Origin of the sequence: Diplocloster hominis (assembly GCF_032380655.1) — a bacterium.
GTDB lineage: Bacteria > Bacillota > Clostridia > Lachnospirales > Lachnospiraceae > Diplocloster > Diplocloster hominis.
Genome location: NZ_JAWDIY010000003.1, coordinates 81,483 through 102,289, shown reverse-complemented (window position 1 = coordinate 102,289; position 20,807 = coordinate 81,483). Strand labels below are relative to the sequence as shown.

General features: G+C 49.9%; 6 protein-coding genes. All 6 read left to right on the top strand.

Annotated elements, in window-relative coordinates:
• Window positions 1-116: 116 nt before the first annotated feature.
• The 6 genes from ABC831_RS04060 (at window position 117) to ABC831_RS04035 (ending at window position 20,756) form a co-directional block, all read left to right on the top strand.
• Window positions 117-3,689 carry a lectin like domain-containing protein gene (locus ABC831_RS04060; protein ID WP_343246965.1) on the top strand — a complete coding sequence of 1,191 codons (3,573 nt, stop codon included), beginning with the start codon at window positions 117-119 and terminating at the stop codon, window positions 3,687-3,689.
• A 176-nt stretch (window positions 3,690-3,865) separates the two neighbouring features.
• Window positions 3,866-9,436: a hypothetical protein gene (locus ABC831_RS04055; protein WP_343246964.1), complete on the top strand. Its 5,571-nt coding sequence runs from the start codon at window positions 3,866-3,868 to the stop codon at window positions 9,434-9,436.
• Window position 9,437: 1 nt separating this feature from the next.
• The gene (locus ABC831_RS04050) at window positions 9,438-9,638 is read left to right on the top strand and encodes a hypothetical protein (RefSeq protein WP_343246963.1); all 201 of its coding nucleotides are present in this window, start codon (window positions 9,438-9,440) and stop codon (window positions 9,636-9,638) included.
• Between the two features lie 21 nt (window positions 9,639-9,659).
• Window positions 9,660-11,273 (top strand): response regulator transcription factor, encoded by a 1,614-nt coding sequence (locus ABC831_RS04045; RefSeq protein WP_343246962.1) that lies wholly within the window; start codon window positions 9,660-9,662, stop codon window positions 11,271-11,273.
• 106 nt (window positions 11,274-11,379) lie between these two features.
• Window positions 11,380-19,290: an alpha-L-fucosidase gene (locus ABC831_RS04040; protein ID WP_343246961.1), complete on the top strand. Its 7,911-nt coding sequence runs from the start codon at window positions 11,380-11,382 to the stop codon at window positions 19,288-19,290.
• Window positions 19,291-19,562: 272 nt separating this feature from the next.
• Window positions 19,563-20,756 (top strand): helix-turn-helix domain-containing protein, encoded by a 1,194-nt coding sequence (locus ABC831_RS04035; RefSeq protein WP_343246960.1) that lies wholly within the window; start codon window positions 19,563-19,565, stop codon window positions 20,754-20,756.
• Window positions 20,757-20,807 lie beyond the last annotated feature (51 nt).

Genomic DNA, 20,807 nt, shown 5'->3' with positions numbered 1-20,807 from the left:
AGAATTTACAATTTTACCGGAAAATATTAAAAGAAAGTTATCTCCCGGAAGGTTAAAATAGGAATGACGATCTTAAAATGGGTCAAATATATCTACGAAAATCAGGGGGAAATGTTATGAAAAAAACGTTATTAAGACGCCTCACAGTTTTTCTTCTCGTGGCTGTCATGATCATGTCGGGAGGCGTGGGTAAAGTCAGCGCACAGCCTGGTTCCACAGACGGAATGCAGCAGAGCATGGAGCCGGTGCGTTACCGGACAGGACACATTCCGACAGCGATAGAGGACTCCTATTTTAGCTTAAACGGGAAAGGGGCCAGGCTGTTCAGAAGCCGGGTGTCTCTGCCGGTGAAATATGGAATCGACGACGACAACAGGGGAAGCACCACCACGGTAAAAAACCAGGATCCATGGGGTACATGCTGGGCTTTTGGAGCGCTTTCCTCTATGGAGGGAAACACCTTAAAACAGCAGAACGGCCAGGGGACGGCAACGGCAGCACAGCCTGACTACTCCGAACGGCATCTGGCATGGTTCGCTTACCAGCCGGAGGCGGTTACGCCGGATGGGAAAAAGGAAGGAAAAAAAGTAATCAACGGACAGAATCCACTGGCATTCGGCGGAAACCGGGAACTGGCCACGGGAGTTCTGTCCGCCTGGTCCGGGATAGAGAATGAAGATAACGTTCCCTATCTGGGGGATTCCAACGCTGACTGGAGCGTGGCGGAGGAGATGAGGTATGATTCCTTCGCTCATCTGCAGAACGCGGATTTTCTGCCGGGAACGGCAGAATTCACCGACGATGGAGAAGGCGGGCAGAACTATCGGTTCAACGCAAATGCGGCGTTGGCGGTAAAACAGGCGCTGATGGAACACGGCGTGATCGGGATATCCTACTATGCGGATCAGAGCCAGCCGGGTGAAACAGGTGACAGAACCTACATCACCGCCGACAATCAGTCCCAATTTACCTATAACTATGAGCCGTCCAATCACGACGTCTCCATCGTGGGCTGGGATGATGATTATCCAAAAGAAAAATTCGCGGCAAATCCGGACCGGCTGCCGGAGGATAACGGCGCCTGGCTGGTCAAAAACAGCTGGGGCTCAGGCTGGGGGGATCACGGTTATTTTTATCTGTCTTATTACGACCGCTCCGTCTGCGGTTTTACCAGTTATCAGCTGGATCTTCCGGCGGACAGAAGATACCGGTATGATCATAATTACCAATACGACTTACTGGGCCTTAAGAGTGCTGTGAAATACCTGCCTTGGGGAGAAAACCCGGCTTCTATCGCAAATGTTTTTCGTGCGGAGGGAAACGAGCTGTTAAAAGCGGTATCCGCTTTCACGATCAACCCAGGTTCCCAGGTACAGGTACAGATCTACCGGCTGGGGGACGAGGACACGCTTCAAAACTGCGGGCCGGATAACCTGCTGTGTGAAAAAAACGTTACGATTCCATATGGGGGATACCATACGATAGAACTGGGTGAAGAGATCCTGTTAGAAAAAGGGGATCGTTTTGCCGTAGTGGAGACGATCCACGGCGTTGACGGCTATTATTTCCCGGTTGAATTAGGATATATAGACGAGACGAACGGGGTAGAGGATGTCGCTGTAGCGAATCCCGGGGAAAGCTTTCTGAGACTGAACAGTAACTGGATCGATCTGACGGATACACAGAAGTTAAATGAAAACGGTTATTACTCGAGTTTTGAGATGGGTAATGCCATGATTAAAGCATTTACGTCTGATTGCGTGGAAAAGGAACCGGTTTTGAGCGCGTTAAAGCTCCTCTATCTCGACAGAACAGGAATCGGGATCGGGGATGTGCAGACTTACCATCCTGCACAAGGGACAACACAAATAGATATTTCAGATATACCGGCCTCTTGTGCGTTTGTTCAGATAGAAGGGGCGGAATATACCGACGGCACTCCCTGTACGGAGGCGGTTCTCATTCTGGATGACCACAAATATAAGGCCGGGGATCGGATCTCCAGAGAGGTTCTGAACGGTAAAACCTTATCCATTGAGTCCTCGTCACTGCCGGAAGGATATCTGAAAAGCACGTATACTGCTGAATTTATCTTTTCCCCGAGGACACTGGAGGAAGAGAACGGAAACCGGCTGATCGATGCGAACGCTTATCTTCCGGAACATGTGGTATTTACGACGGAGAAGGTAGAGAGTGGGACAGAATATGACGCGCTGTCGGAAGCCATGTATGAGATCGGAGGCGGAGAGCAGTTTACCCTGTTTAGGATCTCGGCCCTGTCCGGAGACGTTCCCTGTGATCTTACCGACCCTTCGCAGACGGTGATCCTTTCCTTTGCGGCGCCAAACAGCTATGATTACTCAAAAATCCGGCTGTTCCATATGGCCCCGACTGATGACGGAGTAAGTCTGACAGATGTAACGGATTCCGCGTCGGCAGGAGATCAGATGAATGTGCAAAGTACCGGGGTTCGTGAAATTAACGGTTATTATGCCATAGCGGTTATAAAAGTAATACCGGAAATTCCCGCGCTGGAACCGTTCGTATATAGTCCGGCCAAAACCTTGGCGCAGATACCGTTTCCGGAGGCGGACGGGGGAACCTGGTCCTGGGTAAATCCGGAGGAAAAGCCCTGTGTGGCCAATACCGGTTATACGGCGGTCTATACTCCCGAAGAGAACAGCGCATACGCAGGTTATAATGCGGTCATCCCTCTCGACGTGAATCCGGCTCAGCCAGAGATTCTGAACGCAACCGGCAGTGTTCTTACCTATGGCCAGAGGCTGAAGGAATCCCACATCGAAGGAAAGGGATTTTGTGACGGAATAGAACTGGAAGGCGGCGGCTTTTACTGGACGGAAGAAAGCCGGCTTCCCTCCGCGGGAAACGATGGATATGAGGTCCTGTATGTCCCTGAGGATCAGAATAATTATGAGACGGTTCGGGGAACCGCGGACATCACGGTCCAAAAGAAAAATATTACGGTAAGGGTGTCCGACGCGGAACGGATCTATGGTGATGAGAATCCGGAATTCGTTTTTACAGTTCCGGAAAATTCATTGGTGGGAGGCGATTCCGATGAGGCGTTGGGAGTTTCGCTTGCATGCGGCGCGGACCTGTCGTCAGCGGTGGGAGAATATAAGATTACCGGAACCGCCGAATCTGCGAATTATCAGGCGGAGATCGAGCCGGGGGTACTGCGGGTGAGCAGAAGGCCTGCGCTCATCGTGATTGGAAATGATACCATCGGCTGCGGGGAGGATGTTCCGGGCCACTTCCCGTATCACATCGAAGGTCTGGTAAACGGGGATACAGCCGAAGCTGTTACCGTTACTTTTGTGGTGGACGCCGATGCGAAGTCTCCCGCCGGCAGCTATCCGATTACGGCGCGGGCAGTCTCCGAAAACTATACGTGCGCGGTTCAAAACGGGACACTGACGATAGCTGCTGCCCAGACACCGGGGGACAAGGACCTGTCAGGAGAAGAATCCTCCCGGCCGGAACCGGATGGGAAACCGGCGGGAAAAGGAGAATCGGCAGGAGAAGGCACCTCAGCCGGGGAAGCAAAGGACACGGTTCTGGCTGCAGTTCGTACGGGCGACAATGCTCCAGTGTCTGTATTCCTGATTCTAATGGCAGGTTCACTGGTACTTATGGTCAGTACATCTTCACGGTCGAAAAAAAGTTAAAATCGTATTATATTACATAAAATCGTAGAATATTTAATGTATGATTTCTTTTCCAACTGCTAAGATGTATAGAATATCAGAAAATTTGAAACATTTTCAGGAAGATAGCAAAAGAAAACAAAAACGAAACAATATAGAATACCATGTAAGTACCATGAAAAGGAAAGGGAGATTATATGAAGAGAAAAAGTCTAAGTACAAAAGCTGTGACCGCTGTCCTGGCGGCCGCGATGCTGCTCACCGGCCTGCCGGGCGTCACGGCCGGGCAGACCGCATTTGCAGCAGGAAACAAAAATGCAGGTAACGCGCTGTATGTGGCGGCGGACGGGAATGACGCAGGGGGAGACGGAACCATCGGAAAACCCTATCAGACCCTGGCCAAAGCGGTGGCGGTATCCAGAACATCCAGTGCGGACAAACCGACCATCTATGTGCGGGGCGGGGACTATTTCCTGGAAGACACTCTGGAACTGGACAAGCAGGATTCCGGACTGACGATCCAAAACTATGAAAACGAGCAGGTTACCCTGAGCGGGGCAAAGCCCCTGACCGGCCTGACCTGGTCGGATTATGAGGGAAACACAAAAATTAAAGTAGCCCAGACAGAAAAAAATCTGGGGATCGACCAGCTATTCGCGGACAAAGAAGAGCAGGTACTCTGCCGTTATCCCAACCGCAGGCCCGGTGTGCTGCCTCTGGAAGGCGCTGCCACGAAGGCCGAGATCAAAAACCGTTCCGCCGGCTACATGAATCCGGCCGGGGGTTACCTGCGGGCGATCCACAGCAACGGCTGGGGAGGAAATGATTACATCATCACCGGTAAAAACTCTGCTAACGCACTGGGTCTGGATTACCGGTGGGTCGGTGACAATAACCGGGGAAACGGTATGAAGGATGCCGTGGTTGTGGAAAATGTGTTCGAAGAACTGGATGCTCCCAACGAATGGTTCTATGACAATGCTGCTGGCAAGCTGTATTTCTATCCGGAAGAAGGTATGGATCTGAATCAGGTAAAACTGGAGGCATCGGTTCACACAGAACTGGTCCGGATTACCGGAGAAAACGCTTCCGCTCCTGTGGAAAATATCACACTGAGCGGCTTTACCTATTTCGGTACCAAACGTTCTATGTTCACCGTGGATGAACCGGCTAAAGAGTACATTCCGCTGCTGCGCGGAGACTGGTGTGTGGTGAGAGCAGGAGCCGTCTATGTGGAGAATGGCAAACAGATCCGGGTGGAGAACTCCTCCTTTCTCGATATGGGGGGAAACGGAATCTTCTTCTACGGCTATAACGATTCCAATGTGGTTAACAACAATGAATTCATCGACATCGGCGCGACCGCTGTTCAGGTAGTGGGCGATGCCTCCTCCGTCTATGAACCATCCTTCTGGCAGCATGCGCTGTATCCGGACCTGTCCGTTCATAAGACGACGGTGGATCATCCGGATCAGACAGGGCCGGCGGGCGAGGACTATCCGCGGGACATTAAGATTACCAATAACCATATGGAGAACATGGGGATCTTCGAAAAACAGTCCTGCGGCGTGAACTTATCCGTCAGCAGCAGAATTCAGATCCTTCACAATACCATACATAAAAGCGCCCGGTCCTGCATTAATGTGAACGACGGTACTTTCGGCGGACATGACATCGCGTATAACGATATATTTAACGCGCAGTTAGAAACTACGGACCATGGCCCGTTCAACTCCTGGGGAAGGGACCGGTTCTGGTCGGTACCTAATTACAATGCAGGAGGTCAGAGCGGAGAACTGATCCGCCATTACGAGAAGGACGGACAGTCCTACGATCTGGCTCTGCTGGACTGCTATCAGACGACGAAAATCCATGATAACCGTTTTCAGCACAACGCGGATGCGGCTCACACTTGGGGAATCGACCTGGATGACGGCTCCAGCAACTATGAGATCTATAATAACCTGTGTCTGGGACTCGGTGTTAAATTAAGGGAAGGATTCAACCGGAAGGTATATAATAATATTATTCTGGACGGACAGTTCCAGATTCACGTATCTTACACCGAGGCCAATGACGAGATTTACGGAAATATCGTAGCGAATACCACACCGTTTGGTTTTGCCAGTGTGGATGAGAGCCGGTTTAAAAAAGCCAACTATCAGGTAGATAAAAACTGGTATTTCGATTTCGAATCGAAGATCAACCTGCCCAACTGGTTTCATGCAAACAAGGCGGAAAATAATTATGACGCCAACGCGTTAGTGGGAGTGAATCCTCAGTTTTATAATCCGCGCGGAAATGACTACACGGTAACCAACCAGGAAGGCATGGAGAAGATAGGATTTCAAAATTTCCCGATGGATCAGTTCGGCAAACCCGGCTGTGCATGTAAGGCTCCGATCTATGCCAAGACCAGTTCTGGCTCAGGCTCTTCCGACGTGCTTCAGCGGGAAGCGTGGAAGGGCGCCACGGTAACGGGAGTGGATGATAATATCATATCCTCCACGGCGTCCGATGGTTATAACGGTGTGTATTTTGAAAAAGTGCCTGCGGACAGCGAAGCCTATGCGCTGGGATTCCGGGAGCGGGATATCGTAAAAGCGGTCAATGGAGTGAACCTGGGGGAAAAGCCATCCTTCTTTGTGGAACTCAATAAGATCGAAGACGGATCGATGGTAATCCTGGATATCCACCGGACCAACCGGATCCGGCAGATGAGTTATTATAAACCTCTGGTGGAGAGTACCGTTCTGGACTGCGATGATTCCGCTGTGACCTACAGTACCGCGGTATCCACCGATCTCTACACGCAGAATGCATGGTACTTTGACAATCGGAAAGGAAACGACCAGAATAATACGATCTGTGCCTTCCCGGATACACAAAACGCGAATAGCGCCTGGTTCCAAGTGGATTTTACGGGAAATCAGATTGAGATGATCAGCAGAAAATATACGGATCAGGGAGATGTGAAGATGACCCTGATCAATAAGGACACCGGGGAAACTGTAGAGGAAAAGACGATCAGCTGTACGGCAGCTTCCCGGATGTACCAGCAGACCGTATATACGTCTCCTCTTCTGCCGGACGGAAATTATACGTTAAAAGGGCAGAAGGTATCCGGCAGGTATTTCATTGTCGATGCGTTCCGGGTAACAGAGTATAAGGGAAGCGGACTGGGTGTATATGCGTCGCCCGCAGAGATCACCTATGGAAACGGAAACGAAGCACTGAATCTCCAGGGGGGAGAGACGGTAAACATAAAAGTACCGCTGGAAAACAAAGGCGGGTCCAAAGACTTGAAAGCAGTCTATGCGCTGTATGACATTTCCGATGGTTTTCAACTGATTGACAGGAAAGAAGAGGCATTCACGCTGTCTTCCGGGAAACTGTATTTTGAATCCAGGGAAGGTTATACGCTTCCCGAAGATATTACCAATAAAGCGCTGCAGATCCTGTTTATCACAGATGCCCAGGAAGCGGCGATGTATGATACCTGGATTCTCGCGGAAGGGCTGTCGCTGCCGGCCGTGACAGCGAATCCGGCAGCGCAGGATCAGGCCTTCTCTGTCCGCTATGACAAGGAAAGCGGCAAAATACACGCGACTGCCTCAGGAGTGGCCGCGGACGGACAGACAGTTCTTACCGCAAAAGCGGGAGAACAGTTCCTTATGCAGATGCAGGTAAAAGCACCGGGGACAAAGGCGGCCTGTGAATTCCGGCTTCCGGCGACCTTTACTCAGGAGGCAGAGGTAGAATTCACTGCGGCCGGCGAACAGAACACGAGGGTGACGTCCACCGTGCAGATCAATCCGCAGAACGATATCATTAATAAAGACTTGCTGACGGATGCCGTTACACAAGCGGAAGCAGTAGAGAAGAAGCCATATGGAAAAGATAACTGGTATCTGTTCCAAAAAGCGTTAGCTAAAGCAAAAGAAGGCTTGAATTCCGTGACAATTACCCAGGCAGAGGCGGATCAACTGGCGGAAGACCTGAATTCGGCACGGGAGGCTCTCGTTGTTCTGGAAGAGGTGGTTATCATAAAAGGGAACTCCGATGAGATTACCCGTACCGGGGAAGGCTGGACGGTTCGTTCCGGATCGGAATCCTGCGATACGATACGGGCCGGGGCACAGGCATCCCATACCTTCAGCAAAGCTACGGCGGTTGAATGGTACGGTGTAAAGGCCGCGGATCATGGGATCGCGGCGGTTGTCGTAAGCGATGAGGAAGGAAATCCGGCAGAAGGCAGCGAACAGCAGGTTGACTGCTATGATACGCAGCGTATGACCGATGTGCCACTGTATCGGTTCGGGGGTCTGGACCCTTCAAAAACCTATACGATTTCCGTGACACAGAATGGAAAAAACAATGGCGCAAGCAGCAGTTATATCGAAGTATATTCCTTCCGCCTGACTAAACCGATCCAGGAGGAACCTGCGGATACAGCCGCCCTGCAGGAACTGTACGACACTCTCGATGACTATGTGGAAGAACATTATCTGTCCGGATGGGAAGAATTCGCAGCGGCGAAAGAGAATGCTTTTAACGCTCTTGGAAAAGAAGGCATCAGCAACGCCGAAGTTCAGGATGTATTACAGGAGCTTCAGGCTGCCATCGACGGTCTGGCGGAAAAAGAAAAGGGAGACAAATCAGAACTGGAGCAGGCGATAAAAGAAGCAGAAGAAGCGCTGAGCCTGGGAGGTTATGTGGACACCTCTGTGCTGGAATTCACTCTGAAAGAGGCAAACGGTATGATGAAAGAGACGTATATCACTCAGGTGAAAGTGGACGGTATGGTCCGGGCTCTTCGCCAGGCAGTGAAGGATCTGGTGAAAAAAGTGGATAAGACCGCTTTGGAAGCCGCAGTATCGGAAGCAGACAGTCTGGATCTGTCCGGCTATACCTCCGAAAGTGTAACGGCATTGCAGAATGCGCTGGAACAGGCAAGAAAGATTCTGTACCGCAATGTTACCCAGGAGGAAGCAGACCAGGCCGAGAAGGCACTTCGGGAAGCGATCGCGGGGCTGACAAAACCGGCAGACGATGAGAAGCCGCAGCCCCCGGCGGACGATGAGAAGCCGGAGGATCCCGCAGACAAGAATATAGAGATAAAGGTGGAACAAACCGGAAACGTCCCGGAAATCAAGGCATATTTCAGTCAAAAACTGATGGATTCCCTACTGACAGAGGAGGAAATGAAGCTGGTGGCTTCCGGTAAAAAAGCTACGCTGACCTTACGGATATCGCCGGCAGATTCCCAATCACAGGCAGCGGATATCAGCCTGCTTTTAAACGCCCTGAATCAAAAGCAGTTAGCAGGATTTATGAATATCCATCTGTACAAAGAGATCGAAGGCAGAGAACCGGTAGAAATACGAACCCTGCCGGAGCCGATCCGTCTGGTACTCCATGTGCCGGATAACTGGAAACCCGGCAGCAGCGTAGAACGGACCTTTACTGTGCTTTTGCTGCACGATCAACAGGTGATAGAACTTCGGGATCTGGACTTCAATCCGGATATGATTACGGTTGAATCCGATGCCTATTCCCTGTATGCAGTGACCTTCACCGACATAGTGGACGCAGACAATTCCTCTAATCAGGGAAATTCGTCCGGATCACAGGATTCAGGAAGAGATCAACAGGCTTCCGGTGCCAAGACAGGAGACGAATCCCCGGTAGTACCCTGTGCGGTAATACTTCTGGCCGCTGCGACGGTGATCTTTAAGAGAAAAAGATGGATGATGGAAATGAAATGATATGGTTAAGGGCAGGAGTGGGCAGGTGCAGGGAGTACCTGCCCGCTCCTGTTCTGAATTGCAAACAAATTTAAAAGTAATCGTAGTATTTTTGGTGTTTATAGAAAACCTGGACTGTTACGATGGTATGGCGGGCAATAATCATAAAAATTTGGATATTTCTAAGAAGATAATAAAAGAATTTCCGGTACTGAATCAGTAGAATGTAAGGGAGGTAGGAAGAATGTATCAGGTATTATTGGCGGACGATGAGATTATCTTCCGGGATTGCGTGAGGGAGAATGTCAAATGGGCAGAGCTGGGCTTTGAATTGGTCGGTATCTGCAAGGACGGACTGGAAGCGCAGGAGCAGATCCGAAGACAGCCCCCGGATCTGCTGATCACAGATATCTGCATGCCAAGAGTAGACGGAATCGAACTGACCAGGTTTGTATATGAGAATTATCCTCATATGAAAAGCGTTATTATCAGCGGTTATGATGAATTTGAATACGCCAAGCAGGCGATCAGCAGCCACGTGATGGAGTATATCCTGAAGCCGGTGACGGCCTATGAATTGTCCGAGACACTTTTGAAGATCAAGAAATTGCTGGATTATGAAAATAAAAGGATCGGTCAGATGAAGCAAATCCGCAGCGAATATATGAACAGCAGAAGGATCATGCGCACGAAATTTCTGAACCGGATGACGACGGAATGGCTCGCGGAACAGGAAATCCAAAAACAGATGGGAAAATATGGAATCACTTTGGACGGCAAATGTTTTTCAGTGACCATCATCGATGAAAGAGATGAAACATCATTTCGAAGCAGCCCATTCCACGATAAGAAAGACCTGGGATTTTTTGCGATTCTGAATATTGCAGAAGAAGTGCTGGAGAGAGAGGAAAACGCGCTGGCTTTCCAGGAAAAAGATGGTAATATCTGTCTGCTGCTGGGCGCCGCGGTCCAGCAGGAACTGGAGTTAAAGACCAAGAGGATCTGCTGTGAACTGGAGCGCGCGATCAGAAGTTATCTGAATATCAGTGTTATTTTCTGCAACGGGGTGAGCGTCTCCTCTTTGAATGAACTTCCCTCGTCCACACAGAGTATACGGGAAATGTTGGAATATAGTTACTTGTATAGTGATAAGACGATTTACAGGGCAGATGACTTTAAAGGGAATTGCCCGGATCGATTTTTTAATATTAATCAATGGCGCGACGCTTTGGTTTCAAAGATCAAAGAAGGACAGGCAGGCGATCTGGATACAATGATCAAAGAATTCGCCGACGAATTGCGAAAGCAGAAGCCGACGAAAAAGGAATGTATCCTGCACGTCCAGAATATGATGCTGTCCCTTTCCGGTTTTCTGCAGGAATTGAAACTGGACCAGCCGGAGTTATTTCACAAGCTGCAGATGATTCAGATCGCCATCTATGAAGACCGGACACTGCCGGCTATGGAGCGTCATCTGTCGGAAGCCTGCCGGGATGCGGCAAAGGTGCTTCAGCAGGAACGGGAAGGGTGCTATCAGCATCAGGTGGTGATGGCGCTCAATTATATTGATACGCACTATGACGACCCGGAAATCACACTGCACGAGATCTGCAGCCACCTGGCGGTCAGTATCAGCCATTTCAGTTATCTGTTCAAACGGTATACCGGTGAGACTTTTATAGAAGCGCTTACCAAGAAAAGAATGGAAAAAGCCAGAACCCTTATGGAGAACACCTCCTTAAAGATATATGAGATATCGCAGGCGGTCGGATATGACAATGCCCAGTATTTCAGCAGTACATTTAAGAGAATGACCGGAAGTTCCCCAAGGGAATATATCAGGGAAAGGAGACGCTGACGGACAGATGAGAAAACTAACCAGTGATACCGGATAATATGGAATACCGGATAAAGTACGGGAGGATAGATTGTAAAAAGCAAAAAAAGTAACAGGAGGGATGGGATTGAAAAAGAGATACTATCGTGTGATAGCAATGGCCTTTGCGCTTATACTGACCTTAAACAGTATTCCGGTGCAGGCGGGAGCCGCTGAGCCGGAGGAACAGCCGACAACGGAACAAACGGTTCCAATGCAGGCGGGAGCCGCTGAGCCGGAGGAACAGCCGACAACGGAACAAACGGTTCCAATGCAGGCGGGAGCCGCTGAGCCGGAGGAACAGCCGGCAACAGAACAATCGGTTCCTTTACAGGCGGACGCAGATGCAGCAGAGAAAAAACAGGTGATTCCGACGTCCGCCACGGCGGATAGCGAATACGATGCGGAGCGTGCTGTCGGGAAGGCATTGGATGGAGACCAGATAACCAGATGGGCGGCAAGAGACAACGCTACTGCGTCTAACCTGATACTGACCTTTGAACAAGAGGTATCCGTAAATTCCGCATATATTTACCCGTGTCTGCAGTATGGAAGCAGTGTTAATGCTTACACCATAGACTACTGGGAGAATGATGAATGGAAGACAGCCTTCACCGGGGAGGCGATAACGAATGAAACGAAAGAAACAAATCCGAGCTTCGACACCTTCCGGACAACGCAAGTGCGTCTCCACATTGATGGGAATAAATCCAGTATCTATGAATTCCAGCTGTTCTATCAGGAGGAACCAAAGGCGGTGAGCTCGATTACCATCGCTGCCCCTGAAGTAATCGCTGCCACAGGATCCACGAATAAAGGCTGCACGGTATATGACACGGCGCCCTTTACAATCACGGGAACCTGTGAGGGAGAAGCCGCTTCTGTGGAGGTACAGATCCAGGAAGAAAGCGGCGGGACGAAGAATTTTCAAACAACACAGATCAACGGAGGAAACTGGAGTATCGAAGCGGACAACGTAGCCTCTGGTAAAATAAGCATTACCGCGAATCTGAAAAATGCATCCGGCGACACAGTTGCTTGCGCAGAGAATATCGAGGCCATCTTAAGAAATGAGAAAGATCTGGCCAGAGGTAAGGAGATTGTGGTAAGCACAGGCTATAACGGTCTGGGCGGCGACAAGGCCGTTGACGGGAAAACGGGAACCAGATGGGCGCCCAATGACAGCGACAAGAGTCCGAGCCTGACCGTCAAATTGGGAGCGCCCACAGAGTTTAACCGCGTGATTATGCGTGAAATGTTCGCACCTTGGAACGGAGAGAACGCATATCGTTGCAGCGGTTATAAACTGGAATATCTGGAAAACGATACGGCCGGTGAATGGAAGACGTTAAAAGAAGGAACCGGCATAGGCGAGGAAGCGGTACTGGATCTGGACTCTGCGGTGACAGGAAGCCAGATTAGAGTAACCCTCAGCTCCAATGCGAAGCCGGCCAGTCTGGAGACCTTCGAAGTGTATCACATCGCCAGGGAAGAGCAGGAACAGCCGGTGGAGGAACGTCCCGCCGACACGGTGATAGAGGCGAAGGATTACCAGAAAGCTCAGATAACGAAAACGGCCGCCCCCAATGAGGACGCCCCGGACCACTCGTCGTTAGGCGGTGAATGGGGAGTCGGCGACTATCTGGTCTACCGGAATATACATTTCGGAGACGGCAGCTATTATAAAACCATCATGATGATGGCGGCGGCCGGGTCCGACCAGGCAGGAAAAAAGATTGAGGTCCACGCAGACAGCGCAGACGGTGACCTGCTGGGAACTATTGAGCTTACGCCCTCAGGCAGCAAAACCATATTCCGGGAACAGTATGCGCAAATAAAGTCACCGGAAGGGGTACACGATGTCTTCTTCGTATTTTCGGATGAGTCCGATATGAATATAGATTTCTTTGTATTTTCCCCTTACACGGGCACGGAGTCGGAGGAAGAAAAAGCCGACCGTATGAGCTGGTGGCGCAACGATGTATACGGTATGTTTATTCACTTCGGAGCCTTCTCACAGCTGGAGGGAGAATATAAAGGAGAAAAATCGGTTGGCGGAAATAAGCTGGCGGAATGGATCATGTCCAATGAAAACATATCAAGGGAGGAATATGAAGAAATCGCAGCCCGCCCCTTTAACCCTGTTCAATTCGATGTGGAAAAGATCGTAAGCCTGGCGAAAGCCGCCGGTCATAAATATATCGTTTTTACAACTAAACATCATGAAGGATTTAATATGTACGATACCGGGGTCAAAGGATTCGAAGATTATAAGATTACCGGTTTTGGAGAATACAAGGGGGAGGATCCCCTGAAGGCTCTGTCAGAGGAATGTCAAAAACAGGGAGTGGATCTGTGCGCGTATATAACAGTTATGGACTGGCATGATGATTCCCAGAGTAATTATGGAAAAAACGTCGATCCTGCCAAAAAGGCTGATTTTGTAAGCCGTTATAAGGCGCAGCTCAGAGAGCTGGTGGAAATATACGGAGCAAAGGTGCTATGGTTCGACGGAGACTGGGAGAGTTGGTGGACGAAAGCAGACGGGGAGGAACTGTACAAATATCTTAGGACGTTGGATGTCGGAGTCATTACGAATGAACGACTGAAACGGGATACCGGAATCGGAGATATTGACGTAAGGGAGAACTCTGTTGTTAGCTCAGCGACAGATTCATATGTTGAGAGTTGTATGACTCTGAATAATACATGGGGCTTCAGCAAATATGATCACAATTGGAAAAGTGCAGACCAGGTAGTGGATATGCTGGTGCAGTGCGCTTCCAACGGCGGTAACCTGATTTTGAATATTGGGCCGAAAGGGGATGGCTCTGTTCCTAAGGAGACAGAGGATATCCTGAAAGAATCAGGTGAGTGGGTGAAAATACACGCCGACAGTATTTATGGTACAAAGGGCAGTTGTATGCAGAAGCTCCCCACCGGTGTACGCATGACGACGAAGGAGGGAAAAGCTTATCTGCATCTGACTACTCAATTTTATAACGACATCATGATTCCCCGGTTCGAAAATAAGATCACAGATATGAAAATTCTCGGTACCGGTGAGAAAGTAACTTACAGCTTATCGGCTGAAAAGACCTACATACGGCTGTCGGATATTACCCAGGACGTATACGATACGGTCATCGAGATCGATATGGAAGGAATCCCGAAGCAACTGGTGACTTCTTCTATGACGAATCTGGCCGTGACTGCGAAAACGGTTACCGGGACCAACGAGTATAGTGATCTGTATGCCGCAGGCAAGGCTGTGGATGGTGACCGGACGAGCCGTTGGGCTACAAAAAATATCAGTAACGGGGAAGCGGAGCTGGTGCTCAATTTTGAAAATCCGGTTACGGTAAACAGCGCATATGTAAGTCAGTATGTATCCGCTTCCAATTATACCAATGCTTATACCATTGATTACTGGAAAGATGGGAAATGGATAACCGCTTTTAGAGGCGGTAAGCTGGAAGCAGAGGCGGATATTACTTTTGAAGCCGTCACATCTGATAAGATCAGGCTTCACCTGACCCAGACAAATAACCCGAGTATATATGAATTTCAGCTCTTCCGCAACGAGCTCAGTTCGGTTGCGATAACGAATCCTAAGATAGTGGCGAAAACAGGCTCCAATAATGAGGGTGTTACTGTCTACGACGAATCTCCATTCCGGATCGAGGGTATCAGTGAGGGGACGGCAGATAAGGTGGAAGTGGCGGTTCTGGATAAAGAGGGCGCCAGGAAAAGCTTTACGACAGAAGTGACAAAAGACGGTACCTGGAGTGTGGAAGCGGATTCGATCGTTTCAGGAGATCTGACAGTCAGTGCTTATTTAAAAGATACACAGGGAGGAATCGTGGCGGTGGCCGATGCCAGACAGGCTATCCTGCGCAATGCAAAGGACCTGGCAAGAGGAAAAAAGGCAACCGCATCCACACAATACGGTGGATTCGAGGGAAGTAAAGCGGTGGATGGAATGACAGGCACCAGATGGGCGCCCAATGACAGCGACGTATTACCTGCTTTGACTGTAGATTTGGGGGCTGATACAGAATTCGACCGTGTGATCATGCGGGAGATGATAGACCGCTGGAATACCCCGGCCGATTACCGGTGCAATAAATTCAAGCTGGAATATTATGATGGGACTACGTGGCAATTGTTAAAAGAGGGAACGAAGATCGGTGAGGAATATATCCTGGATCTTACGGAGCCGATCACGGCAAGCCAGGTAAGAATGACTTTCCTGCAGGGCAGGGTGCTGAACGATAAGACTTTTATGCCCAGTCTGGAAACCTTTGAGTTATATCGCTTAAAGGGACAGTCGGAGCCTGAGAAGCCTGTGGATGTGCGTACGGCGGACACGCTGATCGAGGCGAAGGATTATCAGAAGGCCGGCATTACCGGCGGGAATGTATCCGAGAATGACAATGCTCCGGATCACACTTCCTACGGCGGAGATTTCAAAGCCGGGGATTATCTGGTATACCGGAACCTGGATTTTAAGCAGAAATCATACAACACTTTTATGCTGATGGTATCTGCCCTTGATGATCAGAGCGGAAAGCAGATCGAAGTCCGTCTGGACGGAGTGGATGGGGATAAGATCGGTACCATTACCGTGGAACCCAGCAAAGACCGCACGATCTTCCGGGAGCAATATGCGGATATCAAGGCCGGCGTGTCCGGAAAACACGATATTTATCTGGTATTCCCGCAGGATGCTGCGCTGGATCTGGACTTCTTTAACTTCTCCACCTACGACGGAACGGAGACGAAGGAAGAGATGGAGAAGCGCATGAGCTGGTTCAGGGACAGTGTGTTCGGTCAGTTTATCCATTTCGGGGCCTATACCTACCTGGAAGGAGAATGGAACGGCGGACCGTCGAAAGGCCTGTCTGAGTGGATCATGGAGAAGGAAGAGATCGGCAAGGAGGAGTATGCTCTTGCGGCGGCGAAACCCTTTAATCCTGATCAGTTCAACGCCAAAGAGATCGTGGAACTGGCTAAAGCGGCCGGCCAGAAGTACATCGTATTTACATCCAGACATCATGAGGGATTCAGCATGTTCGACACCCATATCAAAGAATTCGAGGATTATAAGCTACAGGGATATGGGGCCTACAAGGGAGGAGATTTCTTAAAAGAGCTGTCTAAGGAATGTAAGAAGGCGGGAATCCATTTCTGCTTATATATTACCGTGCAGGACTGGCATGACAAATCCCAGGATGCATATAGTACGGTTATGAAAGAGGGAGAAAAGGACGACTTTATGAGCCGCTATAAAGCGCAGCTTCGGGAATTACTGGAGATCTATCAGCCGGATATGCTGTGGTTTGACGGCGAATGGCAGAGCTGGTGGACGGCAGAAGACGGCAGGGAGGTTCAGCGTTATCTTCGAACCATTAAGCCTGAACTGGTTACGAACAACCGTCTTAAGAGATCCGGCAATGTTGGAGACTACGGAACGCCGGAAGGAACCATTCCGGAGACGGGACTGGAGGGTGCATGGGAAACCTGCATGACGCTGAATAATACCTGGGGCTGGGATAAGTATGACCATAACTGGAAGAATGCGGATACGGTCATCGATATGGTCGTACAGTGCGCTTCGGGAGGAGGCAATCTCCTGCTCAATATCGGGCCGGAACCAGATGGAACAGTTCCACCGGAGAGCGCTGCGATTCTAAGAGAGGCCGGGAAGTGGATGGAAAAATATGGGGACAGTATATACGGCACAGAACGGAACTGCCTTGTGGGTCTTCCATCGGGTGTGCGCATGACGACGAAGGACGGCATGGCATACCTGCATATAACCCAAAAATTAAACGGAGACATCCAGATCCCCAGACTGGACAACGAGATTAAGAGCATGAAGGTGATGGGCACCAATGAACCTGTGAATTACCTGAATATGAAAGAAAAAACATATATCGAACTGTCCAAGGTGGATCAGGTCGACTACGATACGGTGATCGAGATCGAATTGGAAGGGAAACCCAAACAGCTGGTAACCGAATCGGCCACTAACATCGCGCCGACCGCGTCCAGTGCCGAGGCCAATACTTACTGGTATAACAGTGAGACCTACAAAGGCAGTAAGGCTGTGGACGACGACGCTACTACCCGGTGGGCGTCTCACGATAAGGCGACCGAGGCAATATTGGAACTGGAGTTTGACACTCCGGTTACGGTAAATGCCGCTTCATTTGTGGAATATTATTCCGCGGGAAAGAACTATATTAATACTTATACGATTGATTACTGGAAGGATGGACAGTGGGTGAGCGCGTACCGCAGTGAGAAGTCCGTGCACGATAAACCTGATGTCACGTTCGATTCGGTAACCTCAGATAAAATCCGTCTGAACATCACAGACAGTCTCAATCCGAGCCTGTATGAATTCAAATTGTTTAAGCAGGCCCGCGACCGGATCAGTATCACATCACCGGCCGTCAAGCCTCAGACAAGTAATATGAATGAGGGCAGGAGCATACTGGAAGGAATGCCGGTAAGCGTCACCGGAACCGTCAGCGGCGCAGCCAAGTCGGCAGAAGTTAAGATCATGGATTCCACAAAAGCAGAAAAGACCTTTGCTGCCACAGTCAGTGCCGATGGAAGCTTTGAGGCCAAGGTCGACGGCAACTTCAAGCCGGGCGCCGTCTTCTTTACGGCGTATGCCAAGGATAAGGACGGACAATATATCGCCATATCGGATGTTCAGGAGGCGATCTTAAGAGACGGAAAGGATCTGACAAAAGGAAAGAAAGCAACCACCAGCACAGCGTGGTCCAATTTCGAGGGAGACAAGGCACTGGATGGAATGACCGGAACCAGGTGGGCGCCCAAGGACGATGATCCGCAGCCGACAATTACGGTAGATCTGGAAGAGAATACAGAATTCAACCGTGTTATTATCCGGGAAATGTATGACCGGTGGAATAACCCGAAAGATTACCGGTGCCAGAAATTCAAACTGGAATATTATGATGGCAGCAGTTGGAAGAAGTTGCACGAAGGAACCAAGATCGGAGAGGAACTGGCGATCGATCTGGAGCAGGCCGTAGAGGCAAAGCAGATCCGGCTGACAATCCTGGAAGGCAGGACAGTCGGTGAGGGGGATAAAGCTAAAAAGTATGCTCCCGGCATCGAGAGCTTCGAGCTCTACAATACTGTGGAAGCCCCGCCGGTAACACCGCCTCCAACGACACCGCCCATAACGCCGCCGCCAACAACACCGCCGGTAACACCGCCTCCGACGACACCGCCTGTAACACCGCCTCCGACGGACAACCCACATAATCCTATGGATCAGGTACGGATTGAGGTAAACCGCGGTGAAGGGGTTCCAGCGGTCAGACCGGAGAATGCGGACATTCTGAAGGATATTCTTCTCACGGAAGAAGAAAAAGCAATGGCTGCCGACGGAGTGAAGATCGTTATCCGGATGGTTATTTCGAAAGTTGACGAGGGCGCGAACGCGGCAGAAATTGGAGCTCTGAAAGGGGCGCTAAAAGACCGCGCGCTTGGAACTCTGCTGAACATCCAACTATTCAAGCAGATCGGTAGCGGTGAGCCGCAGAAAATCACAGAAACCGGACGTCCGTTCCGGATCGTACTCGAGATTCCGCAGGAATTAAAGCCCGGAAACGGGGTTAACAGAACGTATACCCTGTTAAGTTTGCATGATCAGCTGGTACTGGAATGGAAGGATCTGGATGAGAATCCGGATACGATTACTGCAGAGATCGATAAATTTTCTCTGTTCGCAGTGGTCTACCAGGATAAGGAAAAACCGAAAAAAGACTCGAATCATTCGAACAGCGGATCTTCTGACCAGGATCAGTCATCCGGAAACCAGAGAGCATCGGCAGCCAAGACAGGTGACGACGCTCCGGTACTGCCATTCATACTGCTGACGGCAGCGGGGGCGAGCCTGGTAACTGTCCTGATCCTATACAGAAGAAGGATGAGAAGCGGAAAATCAGAATAGGCTGTCTCAGGACAAAACCATGCGGACTTTACATGATTTATGTCAGAATTCAGAGATAGTCAGGTAAGAGAAAAGAGGTACGCCGGTTTATGACCGGCGTATCTCTTTGTATATTCACAACAGATAAATCCCATGCCAGAGGCACTGTTTTCGGTAAAAACAAGCAAAAAACGTATAATTTTAAACATATTTCGTATTTTTTTTAGTTCAATAAGCTCTTTTATTTCTCTACAATAAAAGAAAGGTATGATTTTAAGAGAGGCGGTGCGGTCATGGTAACCACAGTGGGGTATCCTAATCACTTACAATACAGTGGCAGCCGACAGTTCAGTCAGTGGAGGATTAATATCGGCGACATAGCTGGATTTATTCGTCAGGAACTGTATCTGGAAGGGGCATATTATACGATTTTGATTATAGAAGAAAACAGGATAGAGGGGCGGCATCTACCGGTCGGATATGTCAGCCGCACGGAATGCTTTATGAAGGCTGTAGAGGAAACAATGAGAAGCTTAGAGGGCTGCAGTTTTTTCAGTTATAAAGGTTACCGACGGGCAATTTTAGTTACCTCCAGGACAAAAAAGGAGCTGGAAAAGCGGTGCATGGATCTTTGCAGGCTGATAGAAAACGCTACGCAGACCTGGGGCTGTGGGAGAGTGACGATCGGGATGGGGACTGTCAGCTCCCGCGCGGAAGAAGCGGGGGCAGTGCTGGTTTCGGCAGACAAGGCCATGGAAGGAAAATATTTATACGGCTACGGGCAGGTCTATAAGGCGGAGAGGGAGTTCGGTCGGGTTCCTGTCGAGAGTGGCCCTTGGCAGGAGGCTGTCCTGCATGCTTTGCAGAAAAATGATATTCCGCAGATGGAAGAACAGCTACATGGATTTGTCCGGTATCTGAGGTATCTGTGTGCTTCGGAGAAACAATGCCGGTCTCAGTTTGAGAATATGATACGGAATATCGCGCGGTACATGAAGCAGGCCGGTTTTGGAGAACACTGCATATATCGAGAGGGAAACCGGCTTTCCGAAGATATTTTACAGGACGAAACGATCGATCACACATTGGAACGGGTTATCGGTTACTGCCGCAGCGCAGGTACCGAACTGCACCGGAGCCAGGAAGGGGATCTGATCCGACAGATCGCTCATGTGACGGCATACATGGAGGAACACTATATGGAACCGGACCTTCGGCTTGCTGATATCAGCCGGTGTGTATCCATGAGTCCCACACGGCTCTGTGAAGTATTCCGCAGGTATAAGCAGGAAAGCTTTTCTGCTGCTCTCTCCAGGCTGCGGATGGAGAAAGCAAAAACCCTGCTGGAACAGAACCTCTGGAAGATACGGGAAGTGGCAGAAAAAGTGGGATATCGGGACCCGCATTCCTTTGGCATTGCATTTAAAAAATATACAGGCTGTACACCCAGCAGGTACCGGGAGCAAAAGTATAAGGCAGGTAATTAAATAAGCGCATGCCCGTTGAGCCGGGGCGCAGTAAAGCTGCTAAATAAGTTA

Excerpts from the sequence above, each read along its gene's own strand:
- ABC831_RS04060 (WP_343246965.1), top strand. The coding sequence starts at position 117 with ATGAAAAAAACGTTATTAAGACGCCTCACAGTTTTTCTTCTCGTGGCT.
- ABC831_RS04045 (WP_343246962.1), top strand. The coding sequence starts at position 9,660 with ATGTATCAGGTATTATTGGCGGACGATGAGATTATCTTCCGGGATTGC.
- ABC831_RS04055 (WP_343246964.1), top strand. The coding sequence starts at position 3,866 with ATGAAGAGAAAAAGTCTAAGTACAAAAGCTGTGACCGCTGTCCTGGCG.
- ABC831_RS04050 (WP_343246963.1), top strand. The coding sequence starts at position 9,438 with ATGGTTAAGGGCAGGAGTGGGCAGGTGCAGGGAGTACCTGCCCGCTCC.
- ABC831_RS04035 (WP_343246960.1), top strand. The coding sequence starts at position 19,563 with ATGGTAACCACAGTGGGGTATCCTAATCACTTACAATACAGTGGCAGC.